Origin of the sequence: Sinomonas mesophila (genome assembly GCF_001999765.1) — a bacterium.
GTDB classification, from domain to species: domain Bacteria; phylum Actinomycetota; class Actinomycetes; order Actinomycetales; family Micrococcaceae; genus Sinomonas; species Sinomonas mesophila.
This window is the reverse complement of record NZ_KV908333.1, coordinates 23,009-48,340: the sequence shown is the minus strand read 5'-3', so window position 1 is coordinate 48,340 and position 25,332 is coordinate 23,009. Positions and strand designations below refer to the sequence as shown.

Below are 25,332 nucleotides of genomic sequence, written 5' to 3'. Positions count from 1 at the left end.
GTGTTGGAGTCAGCGGTGCCGTCGTTGGCCTTGTAGGTGAAGGTGTCGGTGCCGTTGAAGTTCGCGTTCGGGGTGTAGGAGAACGACCCGTCCGCGTTGAGCGTCAGGGTGCCGTTGCCCGGCCCGGCCACCAGGACCGCGGTCAGCGGGTCCCCGTCCGGGTCGGTGTCGTTGCCCAGCACGCCCGGGGCCGGCTCGACCAGGGCCGTGTCCTCCGCCGTGGAGTACGCGTCGTCGACCGCCGTCGGCGCGTCGTTGGCCGCGGTCACCGTGATCGTGACGGTGGCCGTGTTCGAGTCAGCGGTGCCGTCGTTGGCCTTGTAGGTGAAGGTGTCCGTGCCGTTGAAGTTCGCGTTCGGGGTGTAGGAGAACGACCCGTCCGCGTTCAGCGTCAGCGTGCCGTTGCCCGGCCCGGCCACCAGGACCGCGGTCAGCGGGTCCCCGTCCGGGTCGGTGTCGTTGCCCAGCACGCCCGGGGCCGGCTCGACCAGGGCCGTGTCCTCCGCCGTCGAGTACGCGTCGTCCACCGCCGTCGGCGGTTGGTTGGCGGCGGCGACTGGCGACAGTTTCGTGACGAAGGCATCGGCACCGCTATTGAAGGTCGTGTCGAACGCCCCAGCCGTGGGGAAGCCCAAAGAGAGGGTCTCGCCGGTCACGTAGGCGTCGCCGGTTGCATCCAGGGCGATCCCGTGAGCCTGATCGTTCGAAGCCCCGCCGACGAAAGAGGAGTAGTCGACTGCCGAGCCCGTGAGGTTGAACTTCGTGACGAAGGCGTCATCGGCGCCGTTGTACGTCGTGTCGAACGCCCCCGTGGTGGTGGGGAAGCCCGTCGAGGAGGTACGGCCGGTCACGACGGCGCTGCTCCCCGCCGTATCGACGGCGATACCCGAGCCGCGGTCGGCGGAAGTCCCGCCCAGGTAAGTGGAGTAGGTGAGCCCCGTGCCCGTGAGGTTGACCTTGGTGACGAAGGCGTCCTCGAAGCCGCCGAAGCCCGTGTCGAACGCCCCCGTGGTGGTGGGGAAGTCGAGGGAGTTGGTCGCTCCGGTCACGTACGCGCTCCCCGTCGCGTCGACGGCGATCGCGAAACCTGCCTCGAGCGGACCGAACACCGCGCCTCCGGTTCCGCCCAGATAGGTGGAGTAGGCGAGGTCGCTGGCGCCGGTGCCGGCGGGGATGAGCTTCGTGACGAAGGCATCGTCGGGGCCGGCAAAGGTCGCGTCGAATGCCCCGAGGCTGGTGGGGAAGTTCGAGGAGGTGGTTTGGCCGGTCACGTAGGCGTTGCCGGCCGCGTCCAGGGCGATCGCACTCGTCGAGTCGCCTGCACTCCCGCCCAGATAGGTGGAGTAGACGAGATCGCTGGCGCCCGCGCCAGCGGGGTTGAGCTTTGCGACGAACGCGTCAAAGCCCCCGATGGGGCTGGTGGCGAACGCCCCGGGAGTGGTGGGGAAGCCGAAGAGGGTCTGGCCAGTCACGTACGCGTTCCCGAGCGCGTCGACGGCGATGCCATTACAGCCCGTCGGGCCCGCCGAACAGATCGTGGGGTTGTCGGGACCCGATCCCCCGAGATAGGTCGAATAAACCAGGGCCGTGCCAGCGACGTTCAGCTTCGTGACGAAGGCGTCACTGGAGCCGCCAAGGCTCGTGTCGAATGCCCCGAGGGTGGTTGGGAAGTTCACCGAATTTGTAAAGCCGCTCACATAGGCGTTCCCCGCGGAGTTGACGGCGATCCCGGTGCCATTCTCAGTGGACGTTCCGCCCAAGTAGGTCGAGTAGACGAGGGATGTCCCCGTGGCGTCGAGCTTCGTCACGAACGCGTCAGCACCGCCGTTGGCGGCCGTGTCGAACGCACCTGTGGTGGTCGGGAAGTCCGTAGAAGTGGTCGTGCCGGTCACGTAGGCGTTTCCCGCGGAGTCGACGGCGATACTGAAGCCTCGGTCGTCCATGGCTCCGCCCAGGAAGGTCGAGTAGTCGAGGGCGGGGTCGATCACGAGCGGGTGGTGGGTGTCGAAGCCGGCGAGGGCGAAACCGTAGGCTTCCGTCTGTGTGCCCTGCTCGAGCGCGAAGCGGCTTTGGACGGCGACCTCTCGCCCGCCGATCGGTTGGTAGCTGCGGGGCGTGGAGTCGCTCAGAGTCCCCAGCGGCGTGGAGATCAACAGCTCGCCCCCTTGGCCGAGCGCGAGCCCGTCGGCGCCAGCGTAGGAGAGGCGGATGTCGGAGGGATCGGCTCCGGGCGCCACGTGGAACTCGTACTTGAGCGTTCCGTCCCGGCCGGCGAAGATCATGTCGATGCCCGGCCACAGCCCCCGGTAGACGACCTGCTTGTAGGTGGGCAGGTTGGTGTGGTTCTCGCCCGCCGCCAGGTAGTTCACCGTCCCGGGAGCGGGCTCGCTCACCTCGAGGGTCGCGTCCGGGCTGGAGCCGAGGAACCCAAGTTCAAGCGCGTGGCCGCGGTCGCCCTTGGACAAGGACAGGACGGCCTTGTCCTCGGTGAAGAAGAAGCCGAAGCCGGCTCCCTGCGCGTAGTAGCGCACGCCCTCATCGGTCTGGCCGGCATTCGCCACGAAGGACAGCGGCAGCTTCCCGTAGGCCTCGAGGGCACTGTCCGTGCTCACCGGTGAGAGGCCGGCCGATCCCGGAACCCCAGCCTGGGGAAGGCCCAGGGCCGCCTGAGCGGCAGGCACCGGCCCGGCCGCCGCAGGCGCGGGGCCTCCAGCGGCTCTCAAGGTCGCCTGCGCCAGCACGACCGACACGACGGCGACCATGGCCAGGACGATCAGGACCATGGTGGACCTCACCCGATGTCGGCTTGGCCGGTTGCCGGGGCCTCCGCCCCAGTCGGTCACTCCCACAGGCGAGTATCCGGTCAGCACTGTCATGGCCCTACCCTCTCGTCCGAGCGTCCCGACCCGGCGTCCAGCGCCCGGGCGGCGACCGCCAACGTGAACACGCCGCCGCCCGCGGCCCCCACGGGAGATCCAATGGCACGGCGTGCCACCATAGAACCCGAGACGGCCCTGAGCGCACACGAGTAGTGGGTACCTGTTTCAGGATGTCGCGGGCATGGAGAACTACGCGTAGGCGGCCATGCCCGGCCTTCCCCGCCCGCTCACCCCGCGTCCGTTGGCCACGGTCAGGTCGTCGAGGCGCCGGCCCAGGTAGTCAGGGTCACTCCCCGTCGAGGAACTCGGCATCGCCGAGGACGGCCTCGTGGAGGTCGCGGCCGTGGAGCAGGCCACCCGATTCAGGGATGTCCGGATCGGTCTTCAAGATTCCCAGATGGAGATCTCGCCCCAGGCAACGAGACACTAAGCAATCCGTCAGGTCCGGACAGTTCCCACGGCTCGAACTCGTTTGAGGAGGACGGAAAGCTCGGGTCAACCCTTGTCAGTTGTCCCGTTGAATTGGTCATGTCACCCACACTCCTGAATAGTCTTTGCGGTATGTGAGGAGCAGCCTCGGAACCATGCTTCCCCGAGAGCAAAGAACACGCATGCTTGTTGCGCCATTTCCGTCTCACGTCAGGAGGCCTCCTAGAGCCGGCCCGCGTGGCTGACCGAGCACCTGCCGCAATCCATTCACGAACTCTTCGAGGGATGCTGCTTCGAGCGCGAGCTTGATCTCAAGCGTTGGGTCGGTGAGCCCGAGCTCAGTCAATTGATCGGCGTGAAAGGTCAAGCGAAGGCGTTGCTCTGAAACACTCGCCGAAGCCAGGCAACCGTAGCCGGTAGCCCCAGTGGGCAGCACCACGCAATAGGTATCAAGGCCAAGCTGACGATCCTGGTCGTCCGGGTCGAGCGGCCTTTGGAATTCCAAGTGCCAGGCAGGCATAGCGGTTCGATCGGCGAGCACGACCGCCTCGTAGCCCAAGCCTACCTCGATCGCGTGTTGTGCGACGCGAGCGACAGTATCGGGGTTGTGATCACTCTCCAGCACGCCACATCCCTCCGGGCCACTGATAGATTCAGTGCGTTCCCTGATGAGTTCCGTCCAATGTCGTCCATATGTCAGCCTTCGATGAACAAGTAGCCATCTATAGCGTGAGCCTCCTTGGCCGCCTCAAGCACCCTCCGGGAGCTCGCGCTCTCCTCAGGCGAGAGCACATCGGAGTCCAGAACCCGTGGAAAGTCCTCCATCCAGGCCGCCAGTTGGAAAAAGTTCAACATCGCGTCCGCGTACGGCCAAATGAAGTCGACGTATCGCACCCCGAGAGTAGTCGCGGCGCGACAGAACTTCAGGAAGGGCTCCCCTGGCGGCTCCACAAAGGTTCTCACCGTTTCGTGCAACTGATTCTGTACGTGAATTGTGAGCAGAATGGCCATTCATCACCTCGGAATTCCATCTGCATCGTGATGGTTCCCGCCCACCGCGTCCCAGTTGGCGGCATTACTCAGTGCTGCCATATCGTCCGACTTCAGGGCAAGTAACAAGAGTCTGGAGAAAGTCCGAAAAGGACGAGGCGATGACCCGAGGGACCCGGTCCTCGTCGACATAGACGACGCGAGGTTCTCCATCCTTGCCGCATTCCGTATAGTCGAGCATCACTGTGTCATGACCTCTGGATGGGGTGTCGCAGACGACTACTCCGAGATCTGGATAGCCCCATTCACGGATCAGATCAGCACTCCCCTGTCCTTCTTCAGCGTCGACGCCCAACCTACCGCCGAGTCCAAGCACGGCTGAAACCTCGAAGTGAGTGGGGGCCCAGGAAGTCGGAAACTGGGTCGGATAGCAGCGTTTGCGGGGAACGCCTCCGTTCCGCTGTTGGAGGAGGTCAAGATACGCGTGAGGAAGATGCAATCCGAGGGAACGCTCAGCTCGGTCAACCAGGTCAGGGGTTAGCGGCGGGCCAGTATAGTACTCGTCATCTTCAAAGAATTCGTTAGCCATATCTACCTCAGTGAGATGCCAGCTGGCCGGGTCGCGATCATTCGAAGAATCCGTCTGGCGCGTTCTCAACCACCCACCGCATGTTCTCAAGGGTAACTCTCGCGACAACAAGCAAATGCTTCTCCGTGAAGAGGCGCCCAGCGGAAGGGTCCGCAGCAATATCCTGCTGCAAACGAACGGGGGCGTAGAAGATGACATTGATCAGGCGGTCGTCGACCCGCACGGCGCCGCCCCAGAACACGCCCTTGTATTCCACCTCCCAGCCATAGTCATCAAAGTCCGGCGGCAGTACGAGTTCTCTCTTCATGGCTAGTAGCACTCAATTCCTGACAGGCATGCCTACATTGACCTGATGGTCGTCACGCCTCGATACCGGCTTCATGGCGGAGATAAACCCACTCCTCCCCTGTCATGAGCTCCCGAGGAGCCAGCAGCGATGCGCCAACCGCCTTGAAGCTGGCGATCGTCGGGGGCGTGAAGTCAGCGATGACATACGTCTCGACCTCAGCGACAATCTGAATTTCGTCCTCCGTGGGCTGGTGTTCATAGATGAATCTGGCCTCTATCAACGGCTCGGTAAGCCGAATCGCGACGCCCCGCAGGGGCGGCGTCACCATATCCCAGAGTGCTCGCTGGAAGGAGAGCAGCACTTGGAGGCGAAAGTCAAGAGTGCCGGGCAATTTGGGGCCTTCCCGAAACGATCTGCGCTGCCGTCCGCACGGCATGACAACTGCACCTTATGTTGCAACCCCGCATCGCAACACGCTGTCATGGCGGAGCCATGACAGCGTGTTGCGATGCGGGGTTGAGAACTGGGGCGCACCCCGCGTCAGTCGGTCGCCACCAGGTCGTCGAGGCGGCGGCCCAGGTAGTCCAGCGTCACTCCCCCGTCGAGGAACTCGGCATCGCCGAGGACGGCCTCGTGGAGGTCGCGCGTCGTCGCCAGCCCCCTGCCCTCGACCCTGAGCTCCGCGAGCGCGCGCCGCATGCGCCGGGCGGACTCCTCCCGGTCCGCGCCCCACGCGACGACCTTTGCCAGCAGCGCGTCGTAGTGCGGCGACACGTGCGTGCCGGCCTCGAGATGCGAGTCGACCCTGATCCAGGGCCCGGCCGGCAGGGCCAGGTCCGTGACGGTGCCCGTCCGCGGGGCGAAGCCGCTGCGCGGCTCCTCGGCGTTGATGCGGCATTCGATGGCGTGGCCGGTGACCTTGACGTCCTCCTGCCCGAACCAGAGCCGCTCCCCCGCCGCGACCCGCAGCTGCGCGGCCACGAGGTCGATCCCGGTGACCATCTCGGTCACGGGGTGCTCGACCTGGATCCGGGCGTTCATCTCCATGAACCAGAACCTGCCCTCGGCGTCCAGCAGGAACTCCATGGTGCCAGCCCCCTGGTAGCCGACGGCGAGCGCGCCGCGCACGGCGAGGGCGCCGACGTCGTCCCTCATCGCCGGGGTGAGCGCGGGCGAGGGCGCCTCCTCGAGGACCTTCTGGTGGCGCCGCTGCACGGAGCAGTCGCGCTCCCCGAGGTGGACGCCGTTGCCGTGGGCGTCGCACAGGATCTGGACCTCGATGTGGCGCGCGCCCTCGAGGTACCGCTCGATGTAGAGCGAGCCGTCGTTGAAGGCGAGCTTCGCTTGGGTGCGGGTCTCGCGGAACGCTTTGGCGAGGTGCTCCCTGCCCCGCACGACCGTCATGCCCCGCCCGCCGCCGCCAGCGGTGGCCTTGAGGATCAGCGGGAAGCCGATCTCCTCGGCCACGGCGAAGGCCTCGGCCTCGGACTGGACGGCCGCCGTCGTCCCCGGCAGGAGGGGCAGGCCGGCCTCGGTCATGAGGGCCCGCGTCTCGGCCTTGTCCGCGACCCGGGCCATGGCCTCGGCGGAGGGGCCCACGAACGTGAGACCGTTCTCGCGGCACACCGCGGCGAGGTCGGCGTCCTCGGACAGGAAGCCGTACCCGGGGTGCATGGCATCCGCCCTGGAGGCCAGGGCGGCCTCGACGACGGCGGGCGTGTAGAGGTAGCTGCGGGCCGGCTCAGGCGGGCCGATGCACACGGCGGCGTCCGCCATCCGCACCGGCCTCGTGTCCCGGTCCTGCGTCGAGTGCACCACGACCGTCTCGAGGCCGAGGTCCCGGCAGGCACGGATGATGCGCAGGGCGATCTCGCCGCGGTTGGCGATGAGTACGCGTCTCATGCCGCGTCCGTCCCGAGCGGCACGAGCCTCACGAGCGGCTGGCCGAACTCGACCCGGTCCCCGTCCTCGGGCAGGATCGCGGAGATGCGCCCGCGCTCGGGGGCCGTGATCGTGTTCATGAGCTTCATGGCCTCGACGATCGCGATGGTCTGGCCCTCCTCGACGACGTCCCCCACGGACACGAAGGGGTCCGCCTCGGGCGAGGGCGCCCGGTAGAACGTGCCCACGAGCGGCGACTCGACGGCGATGCCGGGCATCGCCCCGCCGTCGTCCGCCCCGGCGGCCGGGACGACGGCGGACGGCGCGCCCGTCAGGGCGAGGGGCTGCGGCGCGGCCGCCGCCGGGGTCTGGCTCCAGTCGACCTCGACCGACGCCCCGCCCACAGCAAGGGCGATGCGGGCCGGCGTGCGCCCGGAGGAGTCCGCGATGGCGAGGGCCTCGCGCAGGAGGATCGCGGCAGCCGCGATGTCGGCGGCCGGTGTCGCGTCGGTGTCGCTCGTGGTCATGCGCTCTGCGCTCCCATCGTGTGGTGGTTGAGTGGTACGACGGCGGCCTGATCACCGAACGCCTCGAAGGGCTCGAAGGCCCCGAAGGCCCGGAAGCGGCCCTGGCGCCGCTCGACGAGTTCCCCGGCGCCGAGGGGCACGAGCTCCGTGAGGTGCTCGACGAGCGCGGCACGGAGCCGCTCGGCCGTCGCGGCGGCGTCGAGGTGGGCCCCGCCGTCGGGCTCGCGGACCACGGCGTCCACGACGCCGAGGTCGAGGAGATCCGCGGGCGTGAGCCGCAGCGCCTCGGCGGCCCGATGGGCCTGGCCGGCGTCGTTGAAGAGGATCGTCGCACAGCCCTCGGGGCTGATGACCGAGTAGTAGCTGTTCTCGAGCGTGAGCACGCGGTCCGCGACCGCGAGCGCGAGCGCCCCGCCGCTTCCGCCCTCGCCGGTCACGCAGGCGACGACGGGCACGGGCAGCCGGGACGCCTCGAGGATGGACTCCGCGATCGCGACGGCCTGGCCGTGCTTCTCGGCGTCGATCCCCGGGTACGCCCCGGGCGTGTCGATTAGCGTCACGACGGGAACGCCGAACGTCACGGCGAGCTTCATGAGGCGCAGCGCCTTCCGGTACCCGTCCGGCTCGGGCATGCCGAAGTTCCGCAGGACGGACTCCCTCGTGCTCCGGCCCTTCTGGTGGCCGACCACGATCACAGGCACGCCCTCGAGGAGTGCGAGGCCGCCGACGATGGCCTTGCTGTCGTGGCCGAGCCGGTCGCCGTGGAACTCCGTGAACGAGTCGAAGGCGAGGGCCAGGTAGTCGAGGGTCGTGGGCCGGCCCGAGGTGCGGGCGAGCCGGACCGTGGCCGCCGCGTCCTGCCGGGGCAGGCGCGAGGGGTCGCGCACGACGGCGGCAACCGCACCGAGGGCGCCGGCCGTACCGACTGCACGGTCCCACCCGTGCGTCTGGTGCCATGCGCCGAAGACCCGCCCGAGGAAGCCGCGCGCCTCGGACCGCGGCAGCACCGCGTCGAGCATCCCGTGCTCGAGGAGGAACTCAGCGGTCTGGAACCCCTCCGGAAGCTCCTCCCCGATGGTCTGCCGGATGACCCCCGGCCCCGCGAAGCCAATCATCGCGCCGGGTTCCGCGACGACGAGGTCGCCGAGCATCGCGAACGAGGCCGTCACCCCGCCGTAGGTCGGGTCGGTCAGGAGGCACACGCTCAGGATGCCTGCCTCGCGCAGTCGGCCGAAGGCCTGCCCGGTCTTGGCCATCTGCATGAGGGACAGCGGCCCCTCCTGCATGCGCGCCCCGCCCGAGGCGCACACGACGAGCAGCGGCAGGCGGCTCTCGAGCGCACTCTCGGCCGCCCGGGTCACGAGCTCGCCGACGGCGCTGCCCATCGAGCCGCCCATGAAGGCGAAGTCCATGACGACGACGACGGCGGGCTGGCCCTCGATCCTCGCCGTGCCGTACACGGCGGCGTCCGTGAGCCCGGTCCTGCGCCGCGCCCCGTCGAGCCGTTCGGGGTAGGGGCGGGTGTCGGTGAAGCCGAGGACGTCCACGGAGCGGACCTCCGGGAGGTCCTCGGCGGGGACGAAGCTGCCGGGGTCCGCGAGGAGGTCGAGCCGCTCGCGCGAGCCCAGCCGGTGGTGCCGGCCGCAGCCCGGGCAGACGCCGAGGCTGCGGCGCACGCGCGGCAGGTAGTGGAGCTGCTGGCACCCGGGGCAGCGGTGCCAGGTGGCGTGGGTGTCGGACGGGTTCATTGGACTGGCCTTTCTGCAAGGGGGTTGGCAATTCAGGGGCGATGCCGCGCCGTGGGGATCGGGAACCTGTCTGGGAGCGGTCGTCCGCGACGACGTGCTTCCGCAGCCGACCCTTGTCGGCGAGACCGGTTCTTGGCCGCGATACCGGTGCTGTCGGGACCGGCCTCGCGAGGAAGCGCCGGTCTCACGTTCCTGGACCGCGAAACCGGCCCTGTTGGCACCGGTCTCGCAGGAGACTCCGTCTCGCCGGACGGGAGGCGTCTCGGGTACGGATCTGGATGCGGAAATCGGGTTTCGGGTACACGGACGGCGCGCGTTGCTGTACCCGGAATCCGCATTCGGCGACGAGATCCGTACCCGAGACGGGCGTGCAACGTCACGCTCATCCCGGCCACCGCCTGACGTCGCGTTCTACTCCCGTAGTGGAGAGATGGGTGGCGAAGTCCGCGATGGCGCGCGCCACGGTCCCCGGCTCCTTCGCGTGGACGGCGTGGGGGCTTCCCGCGACGAACACCTCGGTGGCGGGGACTGCCGTCGCGCGGAGTGCCCGGTGGGCGGACTCGGCGCTCAGGAGACCGCCGGCCGCCGTGTCCCCGCGGACGAGCAGGAGGGGGCACGGGAGCGCGGCGAGCATCTCGCGCGGGTCCTGCTCCGCGTGGGCGCGGCGTTCGGTCCACCGGGCCTCGAGGCCGGGATCCGCGAGGCGGAGGGACGGGTTCAGGGAGCGCATGACGGCGCCGGGCCGGGCGAAGGCCTCCATCTCCGCCTGCAGCTCCGCGGCCGGCTCGTAGAGGGCGGAGTCCTCGACGCCCACCCCGAGCAGGACGTCGGCGAGCCGCGGGGCGGCGAGGGCGCTGACCCAGCCGCCGAGGGAGTGCCCGTACAGGACCAGCGGCCCGCTGGTGACGGCGCGGACGAACTCCACGAGGTCGCCCGCGAAGTCCGCGAGCGCGTAGCGGCCGGTGGTCCAGGACGACTGCCCGTGCCCGCGCTGGTCGAAGGCGAGGACGGTCCATTCGGGCCCGATGTGCGCCATGAGCCTGCGGAACGTCTGCCAGCGCGCGCCGAGCCCGTGCACGAAGCAGAGGGTCCGCGGGCCGCCGGGCCGGACGGCGTAGGCGAGGCGGCGGCCGTCGAGCTCGAGGGAGCGCTGCTCGAGGACTGTGCTGTTCAGCCGAGTCATACCGGCCGTGCTGGTCATGCCGGCCGTGCCGGTCGTATCCCTCACGCCGCCCATGCCGCTCCCCCGTGCCAGCGCAGGCCCATGCCCGCGTACGTCCACTTGCTCGTCTCGATCGCGAGGAGCATGAGCGTGTCGCCCTCGGACAGCAGGCCCGTCGAGGCGGCCTCGTCGAGGGCGAGCGGTACCGCCGCGGAGCCGGTCGCGCCCACGCTGCCGATGTTCTCGTAGACCTTGTCCCGCAGGGCCATCCAGTCCTCGGTCAGCAGGCCCGCGGCCTCGAGCTCGCCGGTGACATAGCCCGCGTTGCCCTCGGGGATGACGATCAGGTCGACGTCGGCCGCGGCGGTCGAGGTGGCCGCGAGCAGCTCCTGGATCGAGCGGGTGAGCATGTGCGGGATGAACCGGCCGGACTCGACGACGTCGACGTACAGGTCCACGAGCCGGCGCGCGGCCTGCTGCTCGTGCAGCGGCGCGTGCGTGGCGCCGCCCGAGATCTTCATGCCGGGCTTGCGGAGCCCGCCGACGGTGCGCAGGACGGAGCCGGAGATGCCGGCCCCGGCGGGCAGCGCGCCGTCGTCCGCGCCGTCCGAAGCCTCGAGCAGCACCGCGCCCGCCCCGTCCCCGAAGGTGTAGGCGAGGATGCGGTCCCGCATACGCACCTTCCCCGGCTCCTTGCCCCGGTAGATGGGGTGCACGATCGGGGAGATGACCTCGGAGCCGATCACGAGGGCGCGGCGGGCCGCCCCCGCCTCGAGCTGGAGGCGCGCGATGTCCATGGCCTGGACGAACCCCGCGCAGCCCGAGCGGACGTCGAGGGCGGTGGCCTCGGGGATGCCGAGGAGCTCGAGCACGAGGCTCGAGACCGCCGGCAGGTGGAACTCGGGGCTCGCGGTGGAGACGACGACGAGGTCTACGTCGGCGGGCTCCAGACCCGCGCGGCCGAGGGCGTGCAGGGCCGCGTCCGCGGCCATGCGGGAGTTGCTCGTGCGGTGCTCGCCCGTGACGGGGTCGATGATCCAGTGGCGCTCGGTGACCTGGAGCCCCTCGAGCACCTCGGCGGGGAGGTGGCCCGCGAGCTCCTCGATGGTGCGGTTCGGGATCGGCTCGCCGGGGCGGTGGGATCCGGTGGAGATGAGGTTGACGATGGGCATGGCGGTCCTTCCGTGCGGAGTTGTGCCGGAGAGCGGCGTTCAGAGCGGGGCGAGGACGAGGCACACGTGGGTTCCGCCCCACGAGCTCGCGCTCACGACGACGGCGCCCCCCGAGGTCCTGGTGCTGGCCGGGGTGCCGGCGCCTCCCGAGGCGCGGGCGCCGAGCCGGCGCGCCGCGAGCGCGGCCCGCAGGAGCCCGCCGACGCCGATCGGCTCGCCGACCGCGGTCCACGCGCTCTCCCGCCGCGCGTCCGGGCCGAGGACCCTCTGGACGGCCTCGCGCTGGGGGCGGTCGTGCTCCTCCCAGCCGCAGTCGGCGGCCCACACCTCGGCCACGTCCCCGGGGGCGAGCCCGGCCAGCTCGAGGGCCTCGCGCATCGCGCGCTCGGCGCCGCGTCCGCGGGGGTCCCAGAGCCCCGGGCCCAGGGCGTCGGACGCCGTCGCGTGCGAGAGCAGCTCGGCGGAGGCGGCCGCGCCCCGTCGCTGTGCCGACTCCGCGGTCTCGAGGACGACGGCGGCCGCGGCCTCGCCGAGCGCGAGCCCGCCCCTGAACGGCACCCCGAGCCCGGCGTAGGCGCGGGCGACGGACGCGGTGAGGACGTCGCAGGCGGTCGCGACGATCGCGTCCGCGCGGTGCGTGCGCAGGAGGTCGGCGGCGTAGGCGAGCGCCGTCGCCCCGGCGGCGTGGCCGGTCGTGACGGTCGACGTCGGCCCGAGGGTGCGCAGGTGGGTCGCCACGGCGCCGGCGGCGGCGTTGTACACGAGGTTGGGGTACACGCCGGGGTTCGCCGCGGAGGCGCCGTCGGCCAGCACGGGCCGGTAGAACGACTCCATGGCCTCCATGGGGCCGATGCCCGTGCCGAACACGACGCCCACGCGCTCCGGCTCCGCCAGGAGCGACTCGCCCGCCTCGGCGAGCGCGTCCCCCGCCGCGAGGATCGAGAGCGTGCTGAGCCGGTCCATGCGGCGCGAGTCCCGCCGGGAGACATAGGGGTGCTCCTCTGGGGCCTGGACCCGGCGCACGGGGACGCCGCCGAGGCCCCGGGGGGCCGACGGCGAGCGCCTCGCCTCCTCGACGGCGCCCAGGCCGCGCCCCGCCGCGGTGACGGCCCCGGCCCCGGTCACGACGACGCGGATGTCGCCCGCCGGCCCGGGCCGGGACGGCGCGCCGGGGAGGCCCAGGACGAGGCTCGCGTTGGCGCCGCCGAAGGCGAAGTTGTTCGACACGGCGAGGCGCAGGGGCCGCTGCTCGGGCGCGTTGGGAACGTGCCGGAGCGCGCAGTCCTCGTCGGGGGCGGTCATGTTCGCCGTCGGCGGCACCGTCTGGTGCTGGAGCGCCTGGACGGTGACGACGGCCTCGACGGCCCCCGCCGCCCCGAGGAGGTGCCCGACCATGGACTTCGTGCTGCTCACGGGAACGTCGGTGCGGGCCCCGGGGATCGCGAGGACGGTGGCCCTCGACTCGGCCGAGTCGTTCTTGGGCGTCCCGGTCCCGTGGCTGTTGACGTAGTCCACGTCCTCCGGGGCCGCCCCGGCCTGCTCGAGGGCCGAGCGGATGGCCCGCGCCGCCCCGAGGCCCTCGGGGTGCGGGGCGGTCGGATGGAAGCCGTCCGCGGAGAGGCCGTACCCGCGGACCTCGGCCAGGACCTCGAGGCCGAGCTCGGCCGCGAGGCTGCTCGCGATCAGGACCATCATGCCCGAGCCCTCGCCGAGGGAGAGGCCGCTGCGGTCCGCGGCGTAGGGGGCGGCCGGGCGCGGCGAGAGCGAGCCGAGGCAGTTGAAGCCCGCGTACGAGAGGTCGGCCAGGCCGTCGCTCCCGCCGGCGAACACGAGGTCCGCGCGGCCGTCCGCGACGAGATCGGCCGCCAGCCCGAGCGCGTTGGCCCCGGCGGCGCACGCCGTGTTGACCGTCAGGACCGGCCCGCGGACGCCGTGGTGCGCGGCGAGGGACTCGGCCATCGACTGCGGCGGCCCGTAGAGAGGCAGCCTCGGATGGGCCGAGGGCTCGCGGTACCACTCGAGGGCGGAGAGCATCCCGGCGTTGCACGTGCCCAGGACGAGCCCGCGGCGCTCGGGCGGGACGGCGTCGAACGCGATCGCCGCCTTCCCCGACGCCTCGCCGGCAGCCGCGAACATGAAGTCGAAGGACCGGTCGCGGAAGCCGCCGACCGTCCCGGACACGGGCGAGGCGGAGACCTCTGCCTTGACCTCTCCGCCGAGCCGGGTCGTGTAGCCCTCGGTCGGCAGGTGCTCGACGGCGGAGATCGCGACCCGTCCCGCGCCGGCACCCTCCCACAGGTCCTCGGCGGTGGTGCCGTGGGCCGTCACCGCGCCGAGCGCGACGACGGCGACGGCGCGGCGGGCGGGTCGGGCCGGCATCGCCCCCGGCACTCCACCGGGCAGGACAGCAACAGCGGCGCTCATGAGGAGGCTCCTTCGAGGTCGGGGACGGAGGCGGGGCGCCCCGCCTCCTGCGGTGCGGCCGCGAGGGCGACCGCCACGGACTGCCCCTCGAGCCCGCGGGCGAGCGCGAGGGCCACGCGCGCCTCATGCATGGCGGGGCCGCCGCGCACGAGCCGCGGCGGGGCGTAGTCCGCGAGGGGCTCGGTGGTGAGGGTCGGCGGCAGGGCCCCCGTCGAGAGGGCCAGCGCGGCGAGCGCGACGTTGAGGGTCCCCGCCGCGGAGAGCTGGTGGCCGAGCGCGGCGTGGGCGCAGGTGACGAGCGGCTCGCCGCAGACCTCAGCGATGGCGGACGCCTCGATCGCGTCGCCGACGGCGTCGGCGCTGCCGTCCGCGAGGACGAGGCCCACCTCGGCGCCGGTGAGCCCGGCCTCCCGGAGGGCCTGCCGCATGGCGGTGGCCAGGCCGGGTCCCTGCCGCCAGAACTCGAGCGGCGCGCCGCGGTCCCAACCCGCCCCGAATCCGGTGACCTCGGCGTAGATGCGGGCGCCCCGCGCGCGGGCGGACTCGAGGTCCTCGAGCACGAGCATGCACGCGCCGTCGCCCAGGACGGTCCCGCGGCCGTCGGCGGAGAACGGACGGTACGCCTCGTCGTCGTCCACCTGTGCGGGGGCGAGCACGCCGAGGACGTCCATCTTGATCATCGACCACCAGGAGGCGGCGTCGTCGAACGCGCCGGCGACGGCGACGGAGCAGTCGCCCTGCGCGACCGCCCGGAAGGCGTTTCCGACCGCCGACGCCCCCGCGTCCGCGGAGCCGGAGTAGAAGGCGTTGGGGCCAGCGAAGCCGTACTGCTCGGAGGCGAAGAAGAGCGCGGCGGCGGGAAGCCCCTCGAGGAAGAACAGCGGGTACATCTCCATGGCCGCCTTGCCGAGGGCCTCGGGGTCGATCCCGCCGCCCGGGCGGCGGGCCTTGAGCGTCGCGGGGAGGACGTGGGTCGCGTCCGAGATCTGGTTCTCGCTCGCCATGTAGACGCCGACCCCGGAGGGATCAAGGGCCGCCGGGTCCAGGGCGGCGTCCCGCAGGGCGCCCGAGAGGGCGGACATCGCGAGCTGGGAGGCCCTGTTCATGAGCTTGACGGCGCGGCGCTTGCTCAGCGCGGGGCGCACGTCGAACTCGGGGACCTCGCCCGCGACCTGGGTGAGCAGCGCGGAGGGATCGTAGGCCGAGATCGGCCCGATGCCGGAGCCGCCCGCGAGGAGCGAGCCCCACACCTGCGGGACCTCGCGGCCGAGGGCCCCGGCCATGCCGATACCAGTCACGGCGACGCGCCTCATGGGGGCATTGCGCCTCATGCTCATGCCAGCACCTCCCTCGGGGAGGGGCCGGGCACCACGACGAAACGGCGCACGTCCATGAGAATCCCCTCGGGGACGGCGACCGAGCCGCGGAAGGCGGCGCCGCCGTCGTCCGTCGCGTCACCCAGCGGCCGGTGCGGCGCCAGCGCCTCCACGGAGACCGTCAGCTGGTCGCCAGGGCGGCCCATCCGGCGGAACTTGGCGCGCTGGACCTCGCGCAGCGTCGAGGATTCCACGGCATCGGGGTCGCCCTGAGCGACGACGAGGGCGGCCAGGTCCGCGAGGAGCTGGAGGTAGAGCACGCCGGGGACGATCGGCGAGCGCTGGAAGTGGGTGTCGAAGAGCGGCAGCGTGCTCGGGACGTTCACGAGCGCGCGGCCGGACGCGGCGGTGAGGCCGGTGATGCGGTCCAGCGCCAGTCCGTCCCCCGGTGCGGGGGTCGGTGCGGGGCTGGGCAGCGCGAAGCCGGGACCCGCGCACAGGCGCGCGGCCTCCCGAGTGAGAGTGCTACTGGGCATGAGGGCTCCTGAGGACGAGCGCGGCGTTCGTGCCGCCGAAGGCGAAGGCGTTGACGAGGGCACGGTCGACCCGCTGGGCGCGCGCCGTGTGGGGCACGTGGTCGAGGGTCAGCGCCGGGTCGGGCTGGTCGTAGTTGATGGTGGGCGGCATGGTCTGGTCGCGGAATGCGTAGACGGCAGCGAGGACGTTGAGCGCGCCGGCGCCGGCGGTGAGGTGGCCGGTCATGGACTTCGTCGCCGTCACCGCGAGGGAGTCGGCGTGGCCGCCGAAGACCGCCCGGATGGCGGTGGTCTCCGAGATGTCGTTGCCGGGCGTGCTGGTGCCATGCGCGAAGACGGCGTCGACCGCCTCGGGCCCCGTGCCGGCGTCGTCGAGCGCGCGGCGCATGACGTCGATCGAGCGGCCGCCGTCCGGGGGCGCGTCCGTGATGCGGTAGGCGTTCATGGTCGCGGCGTAGCCGTCGATCCAGGCGAGGACGCGCGCACCGCGGGCGAGCGCCGCCTCCCCGTCCTCGAGGACGGCGAACACGGCGCCCTCACCCAGAACGAAGCCGTCCCGCGTGGCCTCGAAGGGGCGCGACCCCGACTGCGGGTCGTCGTTGTGCGTCGTCGTGAGCGCGTCCAGGAGGGAGAACCCGGCAACATCGAGCCAGGTCGTGAGGCTGTCCTGCCCGCCCGCCACGGCGAGCGTGATCTCCCCGGCGCGGATGCGCCGCACGGCCTCGCCGAGGGCGTGGGCGGAGGACGCGCACGCGGTGCTGATGCCGATCACCGGGCCGTTGGCGTCGGCGATCTCAGCGATCGCGGTGATGTCCACCCCCTGGCTCGTGGTCAGGACGGACGCGAGGTCCCGCCGGCGCTCCGGCCGGCCGCCCGTGAGCGCCAGCGAGTGGGCGATCTCGGCGAGCTCCTCGGGCTCGGGCCGGCCGACGTGGCCGCCGACGAACACGCCGCGGCGGTCGGAGGGGTGCGCCTCGGCGGACGGGGCGGCCTGGTCCAGCGCCTCCGCCGCGGCCGCCGCGCCGAAGCCGGCCGCCCGGCCGAGGTACTCCGCGCCGGAGACCGCGGGGACAGAGGCCGCGTCGAAGCCGCGCACGTGCCCCGCGATGCGCACGGGGAACGACGACGGGTCGAAGGTCTCGATCTGTCCCACGCCGGAGCGGCCGGCGACGAGCCCCGCCCAGGTCGAGTCCGCCGTCGTACCCAGGGGCGTGACGGCGCCGATGCCGGTGATGGCAACGGCCCTCATGCCGCGGCCCCCGCAGACGCGGTATCCGCAACGACGGTTCCCGCAAAGACAGTGGCCTGGCGGTCTGACGTTGAGCGGGTATCCTCGAGGCCCCCGGCCTCGGTGATCGCGCACATGATGTCCTCGAGCGTTACGACGATGACGCCGTCCACGCTCGCGGTCCCGCGGACGACCATCGACGTGTCGGTGGCGGAGACAACGTCCACCGCGATGTCGACGACGTCGCCGGCCAGGACGGGGCCGTGGGCCTCGATGTGCCCGAACTGCAGAACGAGCCCGCGCTCGCGGCCGCCGCTGCCCGCATAGATGAGCCACGCGGCGGCCTGGCAGAAGGACTCGACGATGAGCGGCACGGGCATGCGGGCCGAGCGCCAGTACGGCTCGGCGTGGCTCGTGAGCTTGCGGGCTCGGAGCCCGCGCCCCGGGTCGATCTCGGTCACCCGGTCGATGAGGTGGAATCTCATGGGGATCCTTTGCGGTGAGTGGTGGCAGGGGTGTGACTCCCCGTCCCAGGTCTGGATGCGGGGTCACGTCCCAGCGATGCGGGGTCACGTCCCTGCGATGCGGGGTCATTCCTCTGAGGCCACCGCTGGTGCGGCGGCGACGGCCACGCAGACGGCGATGCCGCCCGTGTGTGAGATGGAGAGGTCGATCGGGCCCAGGCCCTGTGCCTCGGCGGAGGCCGCGGCGGCCCCCGTGAGCCGGACGCGCGGCGACCCGAGCCGGCCGCGCAGGACCTCGATCTCGAGGGGCCCCACACCGCGGGAGAAGCCCGTGCCGAGGACCTTCGCGACGGCCTCCTTCCCGGCGAACCGGCCGGCCAGGTACTCGGCGCCCGTGCCCCCGGCCAGCTCCTCGGGCGAGAAGACCGCGCCGAGGAGGCCCCCGCCGTCGTGCACGATCCGCTCGATGCGGGCGACGGCGACGAGGTCCACCCCGATGCGAGGCTCAGGAGCGGTCTGCGCCATGCGCGGCGACGATCGCGGCGAGGTTGCCGACGGTGAAGTGGTTCATGACGTCCTCGGCGGGGAGCTTCCCGGCGAGGGCCTCTTCGTCGATCTGCGGCATGGTCTTCTTCAACTGGGCGAGGCCCACGCTGCTCACCATGCCCTCGGGCGTCCCGAACTCCTCGTCGGGGATGCCGCCCTGGATGATCTCGCTCAGCTGGGCGGCCTGGATCTTCACGCCGAGCTCCTGCTCGATGCGGAAGAGGAAGTCCAGGAGGTCGATCGACTCGGTGCCGAGGTCGACGAAGAGCGTCGACTCCGGGGTGACCTCGTCCAAGTCGAGCGCGAGGGCGTCGGCGACGATGTTCTGCACGCTCGTCAGGGCGGAGGATTCGGTGACTGCGGTCATGGTTGCTCCTTCTCGTAGGTGCCCGCCCGCCGTGTGGGTGGGCAGGGGCCATCGGGACACGGCCCTGCAGGGCGTGCCCTCGCGCGCCAGAAGCGCACGGGTCTGGTGTGGTGTTGTGGCGGCAGGCCGCCGATGTCAGCGGGCCGCCGTCGTCAGCGGGCCGCCAGTGTCAGCGAGTGCGGCCCGCGGAGCTGTTCGGATGGCCGAGCAGCAGCGTCGCGGTCGCGCCGCCGTCGACCGGCAGGAGCGCGCCCGTCAGCTGGGACGGCCCCTCCTGGGCGAGGTAGGCGACGACGTCCGCGACCTCGTCTGCGGGCGCCGAGCGCCGCGTGGGCAGCTGGGCGCGGATGCCCCGCCCGCCGTCCTTCGCCATGAGGTCGGACACGAGGTCCGTCTCCACGAAGCCGGGCAGGACGGCGTTGACGCGCAGGCCGAACCGCGCGTACTCGATCGCGCACGAGCGCGTGAACGCGTTGATCGCGGCCTTGGACATCGAGTACGCGGAGCAGCCCCGCCAGCCGTTGACGCTCATGATCGACGAGACGTTGATGATCGAGCCTCCCCCGCGCATCCGCGACGCCGCGGCGCGGGTGCAGTTGAACACGCCGCCGAGGTTGATGCGCATGATGTCGAGCCAGTCGGCCTCGACCATGTCGTCGATGAGCCGGTTGCGCGTGGCCCCCGCGTTGTTGACCAGGATGTCGAGGCGGTCCCCCGCGCCGATGGCCTCGTCGACGATGCGTGCGGCGTCCGCGGCGTCGGAGACGTCTCCGCCCACGGCCGTGGCCGTGCCGCCCGCGCGGACGATCTGCTCGACGACATCCTGCGCTGCGTCCTTGCCGGTCCGGTAGTGGACGGCGACCTGAGCGCCGTCGGCCGCGAGCCGCAGGCAGATCGCGCGGCCGATCCCTCCGGACCCGCCCGTGACGAGCGCCACGCGTCCTTGCAAGCGTTCCATTGTTCCCCCCAATGCCGGGACTCCCCATGTCCCGAGGCGAAGCGCCTCGCGTGGGCTCTCCGTGAACTACTGTCCCCGCATCGGAATGGAATGGGAAGGGGTTCAGGGTAATTTATCCAATGATTTTCTAAATTCCAAGCTCGGCCTACTGCGCCTGCAGTAGGGACCCGCTGAGCCGACCGCTGAGCCGGTCGGGTGTGCGCACGACGGCGGGCCGCACCACAGTGGTGCGGCCCGCCGTCGTGCGTCATCCCCAACGCGGGGTCACATCCCAAGGATGCGGGGTCACATCTCAGGGATCCGGGGTCACGCCCTCCGCGACGCGGAGGGCGAGCTTCCCCCGCGCGTGGCCCGCGCGGCTCGCTTCGAGCGCGGCCGCGGCGCCGGCGAGCGGGTAGACGGCGGGCTCGTCGAGGGCGACGGCGCCGCTGTCCACGAGCTCGACGACGCGCGCCAGGAGGGCGCCGTCGGCCCGCAGCCACGAGAGCGTCCCGCCGCGCTTGACGACCACCGGGTCGACGCTCGAGACGAGCCCGCCGCCCTCGCGCAGGAGCGCGCGGCTGTCCCGCACGACGCCGCCCACGAAGTCGACGACGGCGTCGACCCCCTCCGGCGCGAGCTCGCGGACCCGCGCTGGCCAGTCCCCGTGGTAGTCGACGGGCTCGGCCCCGAGCTCGGCGAGGAAACCGTGGTTGGCCGGCGAGGCGGTCCCGATCACCCGATGGCCAAAGGCCGTCGCGGCCTTGACGGCGAACTGGCCGACGCCGCCGGCGGCCGCGTGGACGAGCACGGTGCGCGGCTCGCCTGCGCCGGCCCCGGCGCGCTCGAGGGCCCGCAGCGCCGTCATCCCGGCCAGCGGGAGCGCTGCGGCCGCCTCCCACGAGCCCTCGCGCGGCCGGGGAGCCAGCGACTCCGCCGGCAGCGCGACGTACTCGGCGAACGTCCCGCCCCGCACGACCTCCTTGCGGGCGTAGCCGACGACCTCGTCCCCCGGGCTGAATTCTGGGGTGTCTAGGCCGACGCGCTCGATGACGCCGGCCACGTCCCACCCGGGGACCGCGGGAAAGACCGTGTCGAGAATGGCGTCCAGGGAACCGTCCATGAGCTTCCAGTCAACGGGGTTCACGCCCGCCGCCATGACGCGCACGAGCACCCAGCCGGGCGGGACCTTCGGCACGGGCTGCTCGCCGAACCGGAGGACCTCGGGGCCGCCGAAGCCCGTGTAGTACGCGGCATTCATGTGGTTCATGCGCTTGGCGTTCGCTGCTCCCATACACCCAGCAACGGGGCGCCCCACGTCCGTGTTCCCCGCCACCGGCTGACGCCGTCGTTCCCGGGCTCTTCGGAGCAGGTAGGGACAGCCAGCCCACCCGGCCCAGCCTCACTCGCCACACGACTCCAGCAGGCGTACCGTCGAGGCATAATCCCCAGGGGTGCGCCATGGCGGTTCTCGGCGGGCGACGGCTCGCCCTCGTTGTCTCGGCAATCGCCGCGCTGCTGCTCGTGGCCGCGGCGGTCGCCATCGCTGTGCTGCGTCCGGCTGCCCTGGAGGGAGCGGCTCCGCCGCCGACGACGGGCGCGCCCGCGTCCGCAGGGCCCGCGACCGGCAGCGGTCAGCAGGGTTCCATCGCCTCTGGCGAGCCGGCCCCGACGGAGTCCGCGGACCCCACTGGCATCCCCGCGCCGCCGCCGGGGCACGGAACCCCCGGGGAGCCCGCGCCCGGGGAGGAGCCGGGCCCGGCCGACACCCCGGTCCCCGCACCTGCTCCTCCGCCTCAGCCTGGCTCCCAGGCGCCGAGCCCGCAGCCGGTGCCGCCGCCGTCGAACGCCCTCCCGGACGCGCTGCGCGGCCTCGACATCGAAAGGATCCCGACCACCCAACGCATCGCGGCGCTGACCTTCGACGCAGGCGCGAGCAGCGCCGGGCTCCCCTCGATCCTCGCGACACTGCGGGACGAAGGCGTCCCGGCCACGTTCTTCGTGACGGGCCAGTGGGCCCTGGCCAATCCGGGCGGGGTCGCCGGGATTGCGGCCGCCGGCCACCGGCTCGCCAGCCACTCGATGACGCACGCGGCGTTCACCGGACTGAGCGACGCCGAGATCGGCACGGACCTCGCCCGCGCGCAGGCAGCGATCATGGCGGTCGGCGCCGACCCGCGGCCGCTGTTCCGCTTCCCGTACGGCGACCGGGACGCCCGCACGATCGCCGCCGTCAATGCCAACGGGTACGCGGCGGTGCGCTGGACCGTCGACTCCCTCGGCTGGCAGGGCACGATGGGCGGCACACGCGGGCCTGACTTCGTCGTGTCCCGGGTCATGGGCGCGGCGCAGCACGGGCTGATCGCGCTCATGCACGTTGGCTCGCACCCTGAGGACGGCTCGACGCTCGACGCCGACGCCCTCCCCGCGCTCATCGCCCAGCTCCGGGCGGCGGGCTACGGCTTCGTGACGCTCGAGGCTCTGCTCTGACGTTCCCGTGCGACACGCGCGACAATGGGTAGTACATCCCCGAGGAGGTGTTGGCAATGCGACTGTTCCGCATGTGGAGGTCTCCCGCCACGGAGCGGCTGCACTGGTCCGGCGGGGCGACGCACGGTTCCGGGCGTGATCCGGCCATGCCGAACCTGGCCGCGGCCCAGATCCCAGGGCCCGGCACGCGTCTGCGGGGCCGGGAGAGCTACTGGATCGAGGTGACCCGAGACCCGTACGAGAAGGAGGGCCACGAGGTCCACCGCCACGGCCGGCACCGCAAGGACTGACCGCTCCCGCGCGACCCAACCCGCCGCGTCGCCCTTCACTCTCGGGTACGCATCTCGACGCCTTAAACGCATCTCGGGTACACGGCGGCCAGACCACAGTGCACCCGAGATGGGGATTCCGCGTCGAGATGCGTACCCGAAACGGAGGAGGGGGCTACTCGACGGTGACGGACTTCGCGAGGTTGCGCGGCTGGTCCACGTCGTAGCCCTTCGCGGAGGCGAGCTCGGCCGCGAAGATCTGCAGCGGGACCGTCGTCAGGAGCGGCATGAGCAGCACCGGGGTCTCGGGGACGTAGAAGACGTGCTCCGCGTACTCGCGCACGTCCTCGTCGCCCTCCTCCGCGATCACGAGCGTGCGCGCCCCGCGGGCCCGCACCTCCTGGATGTTGGAGACGACCTTCGCGTGCAGCGAGTTGCGCCCGCGCGGCGACGGCACGACGACGAACACGGGCTGCCCCTCGTCGATGAGCGCGATCGGGCCGTGCTTGAGCTCGCCCGCGGCGAAACCCTCGGCGTGGATGTACGCGATCTCCTTGAGCTTGAGCGCGCCCTCGAGCGCGACCGGGAAGCCCACGTGCCGGCCGAGGAACAGGACGGACTTCTCGTCCTTCATGCTCCGGGCGAGCTCGCGCAGCGGGCCGGCGGAGTCGAGGACCTTCTGGATCTTCTTCGGGATCTTGGCGAGGTCCGCGAGGACGTCCTTGATCTGGCCCGTGAAGATGTTCCCGCGCAGCTGTGCCAGGTAGAGGCCCAGCAGGTACGCGGCGGTGATCTGGGCCAGGAACGCCTTGGTCGAGGCGACAGCGATCTCCGGGCCCGCGTGCGTGTACAGCACGGCGTCGGACTCGCGCGGGATCGTTGACCCGTTCGTGTTGCAGATCGAGATCGTCTTGGCGCCCTGCTCGCGGGCGTAGCGCACGGCCATGAGCGTGTCCATGGTCTCGCCGGACTGGCTGATCGAGACGACGAGGGTGTTCGCGTCCACGATCGGGTCGCGGTAGCGGAACTCATGCGCGAGCTCGACCTCGGTCGGGATCCGGCACCAGTTCTCGATCGCGTACTTCGCCACGAGGCCCGCGTACGCGGCGGTGCCGCACGCGAGGACGATGATCTTGTCGACCCGCTTGAGCTCCTCAGGGTCGATCCGCAGCTCGTCGAGGACGAGCCGGCCGGACTTGTCGGAGCGGCCCAGGAGCGTATCGTGCACGGCGGCCGGCTGGTCGTGGATTTCCTTCTCCATGAAGGAGGGGAAGCCGCCCTTCTCCGCCGAGGCCGCGTCCCACGAGACCTCGAACTCCTTGCCCTGGGCGGGCTTGCCGAAGAAGTCGGTGACCTCGAACGTCTCCGGCGTGATCGTCACGATCTGGTCCTGGCCGAGCTCGACGGCGCGGCGCGTGTGGTCGATGAAGCCCGAGACGTCGGAGCCGAGGAAGTTCTCGCCGTCGCCGAGCCCGACGACGAGCGGCGAGTTCCGCCGCGCGGCCACCACGACGCCGGGCTGCTCCCCGTGGATGGCGAGGAGCGTGAACGCTCCCTCGAGCCGCTGGCAGGCGAGCTGCATCGCCTTGGTGATGTCGCCGTCGGCCGCGCCGCGGTACATCTCGCCGATGAGCGCCGCGGCGACCTCGGTGTCCGTCTCGGAGAGGAACTCGACGCCCTTGGCCTGGAGCTCGGCCTTGAGGGAGGCGTAGTTCTCGATGATGCCGTTGTGGATGACCGCGAGCTTCCCGCCGTCGGCCAAGTGCGGGTGCGCGTTGGCGTCCGTCGGGCCGCCGTGCGTGGCCCAGCGGGTGTGGCCGATGCCGGTCAGGCTCTCGGGGAGCGGGTGCTCCGAGAGCTCCTTCTCGAGGTTGGCGAGCTTGCCGGCCTTCTTCCGGGACTCGATCGAGCCCTCGGCCACCACGGCCACCCCCGCGGAGTCATATCCGCGGTACTCGAGGCGGCGCAGTCCTTCGATCACAACGTCCAGGGCACTGTGGCTAGGGCGCGCCTCGGCGCGGCCCACGTAGCCGACGATTCCACACATGCCGCCCATCCTACCGGCGGGCAGGTTCCCGCCTTATTTCGCGTAGCGCACGCCACTTGGCAGAATCACCATGGTGAGTCTGCAGAGGAGCGAGTTCGACGGCGATGGGGCAACCCCCTTCGTCGAGCTCGACCGTGCCACGTGGGCCCGCCTCGCGGACCGCATGGAACAGCCGCTCAACCAGGAGGACATCGACCGGGTCCGCGGCCTGGGCGACCCGCTCGACCTGCGCGAGATCCGGGACGTGTACCTCCCGCTCTCCCGCCTCCTGAACCTGTATGTCGAGGCCTCCGAGCAGCTTCACTCCGCGACGAACACGTTCCTCGGCGAACGCACCCAGCGCACGCCGTTCGTGATCGGCGTCGCCGGCTCGGTGGCGGTGGGCAAGTCCACGATCGCCCGCGTGCTGCGCGAGATGCTGCGCCGCTGGCCCTCGACGCCGGACGTGCAGCTCATCACGACCGACGGCTTCCTCTACCCGCTCGCCGAGCTGACCCGCCGCGGCCTGCTCGAGCGCAAGGGCTTCCCCGAGTCGTACGACCGCCGCGCGCTCCTGCGGTTCGTCGCCGAGATCAAGTCCGGCGCCGAGGAGGTCCGGGCGCCCTGGTACTCGCACCTGACCTACGACATCGTGCCCGGCAAGGAGGTCGTGGTCCGGCGGCCGGACGTGCTCATCGTCGAGGGCCTCAACGTCCTCGCCCCCGCCCGGGCCCGGCACGACGGGACCACGGGCCTGGCCCTGAGCGACTTCTTCGACTTCTCGCTCTACGTGGACGCCAAGACGAGCTACATCGAGCAGTGGTACGTCGAGCGGTTCCTCAAGCTGCGCACAAGCGCGTTCGCCCAACCCGAGAGCTACTTCCACCGCTACGCCTCGCTCTCCGACGAGGAGGCCGTCACCACCGCGCGCAGCATCTGGAAGCGGATCAACGAGCCGAACCTCGTCCAGAACGTCCTCCCGACCCGCGGCCGGGCCCAGCTCGTGCTCACGAAGGACGCGGACCACTCGATCCGCCGCATGCTCCTGAGGAAAGTGTGAACG

Annotated in this window: 24 protein-coding genes; 3 read left to right on the top strand and 21 right to left on the bottom strand. The window is 71.4% G+C overall.

Annotated features, from left to right (window positions below; all coding sequences use genetic code 11):
* From BV907_RS11240 to BV907_RS11145, 20 genes are all read right to left on the bottom strand, one after another.
* A partial coding sequence (locus BV907_RS11240; protein WP_217697922.1) for a DUF7948 domain-containing protein occupies positions 1-2,612 on the bottom strand: 2,612 nt, incomplete at its 3' end.
* A gap of 901 nt (positions 2,613-3,513) precedes the next feature.
* Positions 3,514-3,933, bottom strand: coding sequence for an Imm10 family immunity protein (locus BV907_RS11235; protein WP_077489826.1), 420 nt, complete (start codon positions 3,931-3,933; stop codon positions 3,514-3,516).
* 71 nt (positions 3,934-4,004) lie between these two features.
* Positions 4,005-4,319, bottom strand: a complete 315-nt coding sequence (locus tag BV907_RS11230; RefSeq protein WP_077489825.1) for a hypothetical protein — start codon at positions 4,317-4,319, stop codon at positions 4,005-4,007.
* 64 nt (positions 4,320-4,383) lie between these two features.
* On the bottom strand, positions 4,384-4,887 hold the full coding sequence (locus tag BV907_RS19775; protein WP_077489824.1) for an SMI1/KNR4 family protein: 504 nt from the start codon (positions 4,885-4,887) through the stop codon (positions 4,384-4,386).
* A gap of 37 nt (positions 4,888-4,924) precedes the next feature.
* Entirely contained in the window at positions 4,925-5,194 is a 270-nt protein-coding gene (locus tag BV907_RS11220; protein ID WP_077489823.1) for a hypothetical protein, read from the bottom strand.
* Positions 5,195-5,246: 52 nt separating this feature from the next.
* Positions 5,247-5,537: a MafI2 family immunity protein gene (locus tag BV907_RS11215; protein ID WP_077489822.1), complete on the bottom strand. Its 291-nt coding sequence runs from the start codon at positions 5,535-5,537 to the stop codon at positions 5,247-5,249.
* Positions 5,538-5,716: 179 nt separating this feature from the next.
* Positions 5,717-7,078, bottom strand: coding sequence for an acetyl-CoA carboxylase biotin carboxylase subunit (locus tag BV907_RS11210; protein ID WP_077489821.1), 1,362 nt, complete (start codon positions 7,076-7,078; stop codon positions 5,717-5,719).
* Complete coding sequence (locus tag BV907_RS19350; RefSeq protein ID WP_077489820.1) at positions 7,075-7,584, bottom strand: acetyl-CoA carboxylase biotin carboxyl carrier protein; 510 nt, start codon at positions 7,582-7,584, stop codon at positions 7,075-7,077. Before BV907_RS19350 ends, BV907_RS11210 begins: the two co-directional genes overlap by 4 nt.
* On the bottom strand, positions 7,581-9,332 hold the full coding sequence (locus tag BV907_RS11200; protein WP_077489819.1) for an acetyl-CoA carboxylase carboxyltransferase subunit alpha: 1,752 nt from the start codon (positions 9,330-9,332) through the stop codon (positions 7,581-7,583). The genes BV907_RS19350 and BV907_RS11200 overlap by 4 nt, the downstream gene beginning before the upstream one ends.
* Before the next feature lie 382 nt (positions 9,333-9,714).
* Positions 9,715-10,560 (bottom strand): alpha/beta fold hydrolase, encoded by an 846-nt coding sequence (locus BV907_RS11195; RefSeq protein ID WP_217697921.1) that lies wholly within the window; start codon positions 10,558-10,560, stop codon positions 9,715-9,717.
* Positions 10,557-11,666 carry a 3-oxoacyl-ACP synthase III family protein gene (locus BV907_RS11190; RefSeq protein ID WP_077489817.1) on the bottom strand — a complete coding sequence of 370 codons (1,110 nt, stop codon included), beginning with the start codon at positions 11,664-11,666 and terminating at the stop codon, positions 10,557-10,559. Before BV907_RS11190 ends, BV907_RS11195 begins: the two co-directional genes overlap by 4 nt.
* A 39-nt stretch (positions 11,667-11,705) precedes the next feature.
* Positions 11,706-14,090, bottom strand: coding sequence for a beta-ketoacyl-[acyl-carrier-protein] synthase family protein (locus BV907_RS11185; protein ID WP_217697920.1), 2,385 nt, complete (start codon positions 14,088-14,090; stop codon positions 11,706-11,708).
* Positions 14,087-15,427: a beta-ketoacyl-[acyl-carrier-protein] synthase family protein gene (locus tag BV907_RS11180; protein ID WP_077489815.1), complete on the bottom strand. Its 1,341-nt coding sequence runs from the start codon at positions 15,425-15,427 to the stop codon at positions 14,087-14,089. The genes BV907_RS11185 and BV907_RS11180 overlap by 4 nt, the downstream gene beginning before the upstream one ends.
* A complete protein-coding gene (locus tag BV907_RS11175; protein ID WP_077489814.1) occupies positions 15,424-15,942 on the bottom strand; it encodes an ApeI family dehydratase in 519 nt (172 codons plus the stop codon). The genes BV907_RS11180 and BV907_RS11175 overlap by 4 nt, the downstream gene beginning before the upstream one ends.
* Positions 15,932-17,191 carry a beta-ketoacyl-[acyl-carrier-protein] synthase family protein gene (locus BV907_RS11170; protein ID WP_077489813.1) on the bottom strand — a complete coding sequence of 420 codons (1,260 nt, stop codon included), beginning with the start codon at positions 17,189-17,191 and terminating at the stop codon, positions 15,932-15,934. Before BV907_RS11170 ends, BV907_RS11175 begins: the two co-directional genes overlap by 11 nt.
* Positions 17,188-17,655: a hotdog family protein gene (locus BV907_RS11165; RefSeq protein ID WP_077489812.1), complete on the bottom strand. Its 468-nt coding sequence runs from the start codon at positions 17,653-17,655 to the stop codon at positions 17,188-17,190. Before BV907_RS11165 ends, BV907_RS11170 begins: the two co-directional genes overlap by 4 nt.
* 105 nt (positions 17,656-17,760) lie before the next feature.
* Positions 17,761-18,159 (bottom strand): holo-ACP synthase, encoded by a 399-nt coding sequence (locus BV907_RS11160; RefSeq protein WP_077489811.1) that lies wholly within the window; start codon positions 18,157-18,159, stop codon positions 17,761-17,763.
* Positions 18,140-18,547: a phosphopantetheine-binding protein gene (locus BV907_RS11155; RefSeq protein ID WP_077489810.1), complete on the bottom strand. Its 408-nt coding sequence runs from the start codon at positions 18,545-18,547 to the stop codon at positions 18,140-18,142. Before BV907_RS11155 ends, BV907_RS11160 begins: the two co-directional genes overlap by 20 nt.
* Positions 18,548-18,716: 169 nt before the next feature.
* Entirely contained in the window at positions 18,717-19,484 is a 768-nt protein-coding gene (locus tag BV907_RS11150; RefSeq protein WP_217697919.1) for an SDR family NAD(P)-dependent oxidoreductase, read from the bottom strand.
* Positions 19,485-19,797: 313 nt separating this feature from the next.
* Positions 19,798-20,745, bottom strand: coding sequence for an alcohol dehydrogenase catalytic domain-containing protein (locus BV907_RS11145; RefSeq protein WP_139346729.1), 948 nt, complete (start codon positions 20,743-20,745; stop codon positions 19,798-19,800).
* A 200-nt stretch (positions 20,746-20,945) separates the two neighbouring features.
* Here BV907_RS11145 and BV907_RS11140 point away from each other — a divergent pair, with 200 nt between their 5' ends.
* On the top strand, positions 20,946-21,974 hold the full coding sequence (locus tag BV907_RS11140; protein ID WP_077489807.1) for a polysaccharide deacetylase family protein: 1,029 nt from the start codon (positions 20,946-20,948) through the stop codon (positions 21,972-21,974).
* Between the two features lie 56 nt (positions 21,975-22,030).
* Positions 22,031-22,264 (top strand): hypothetical protein, encoded by a 234-nt coding sequence (locus tag BV907_RS11135; RefSeq protein ID WP_077489806.1) that lies wholly within the window; start codon positions 22,031-22,033, stop codon positions 22,262-22,264.
* Positions 22,265-22,418: 154 nt separating this feature from the next.
* Here BV907_RS11135 and glmS read toward each other — a convergent pair whose 3' ends face one another.
* Positions 22,419-24,290 carry a glutamine--fructose-6-phosphate transaminase (isomerizing) gene (gene glmS / locus BV907_RS11130; RefSeq protein WP_077489805.1) on the bottom strand — a complete coding sequence of 624 codons (1,872 nt, stop codon included), beginning with the start codon at positions 24,288-24,290 and terminating at the stop codon, positions 22,419-22,421.
* A 70-nt stretch (positions 24,291-24,360) separates the two neighbouring features.
* Here glmS and coaA point away from each other — a divergent pair, with 70 nt between their 5' ends.
* Positions 24,361-25,329 carry a type I pantothenate kinase gene (gene coaA / locus BV907_RS11125; RefSeq protein ID WP_077489804.1) on the top strand — a complete coding sequence of 323 codons (969 nt, stop codon included), beginning with the start codon at positions 24,361-24,363 and terminating at the stop codon, positions 25,327-25,329.
* Positions 25,330-25,332 lie beyond the last annotated feature (3 nt).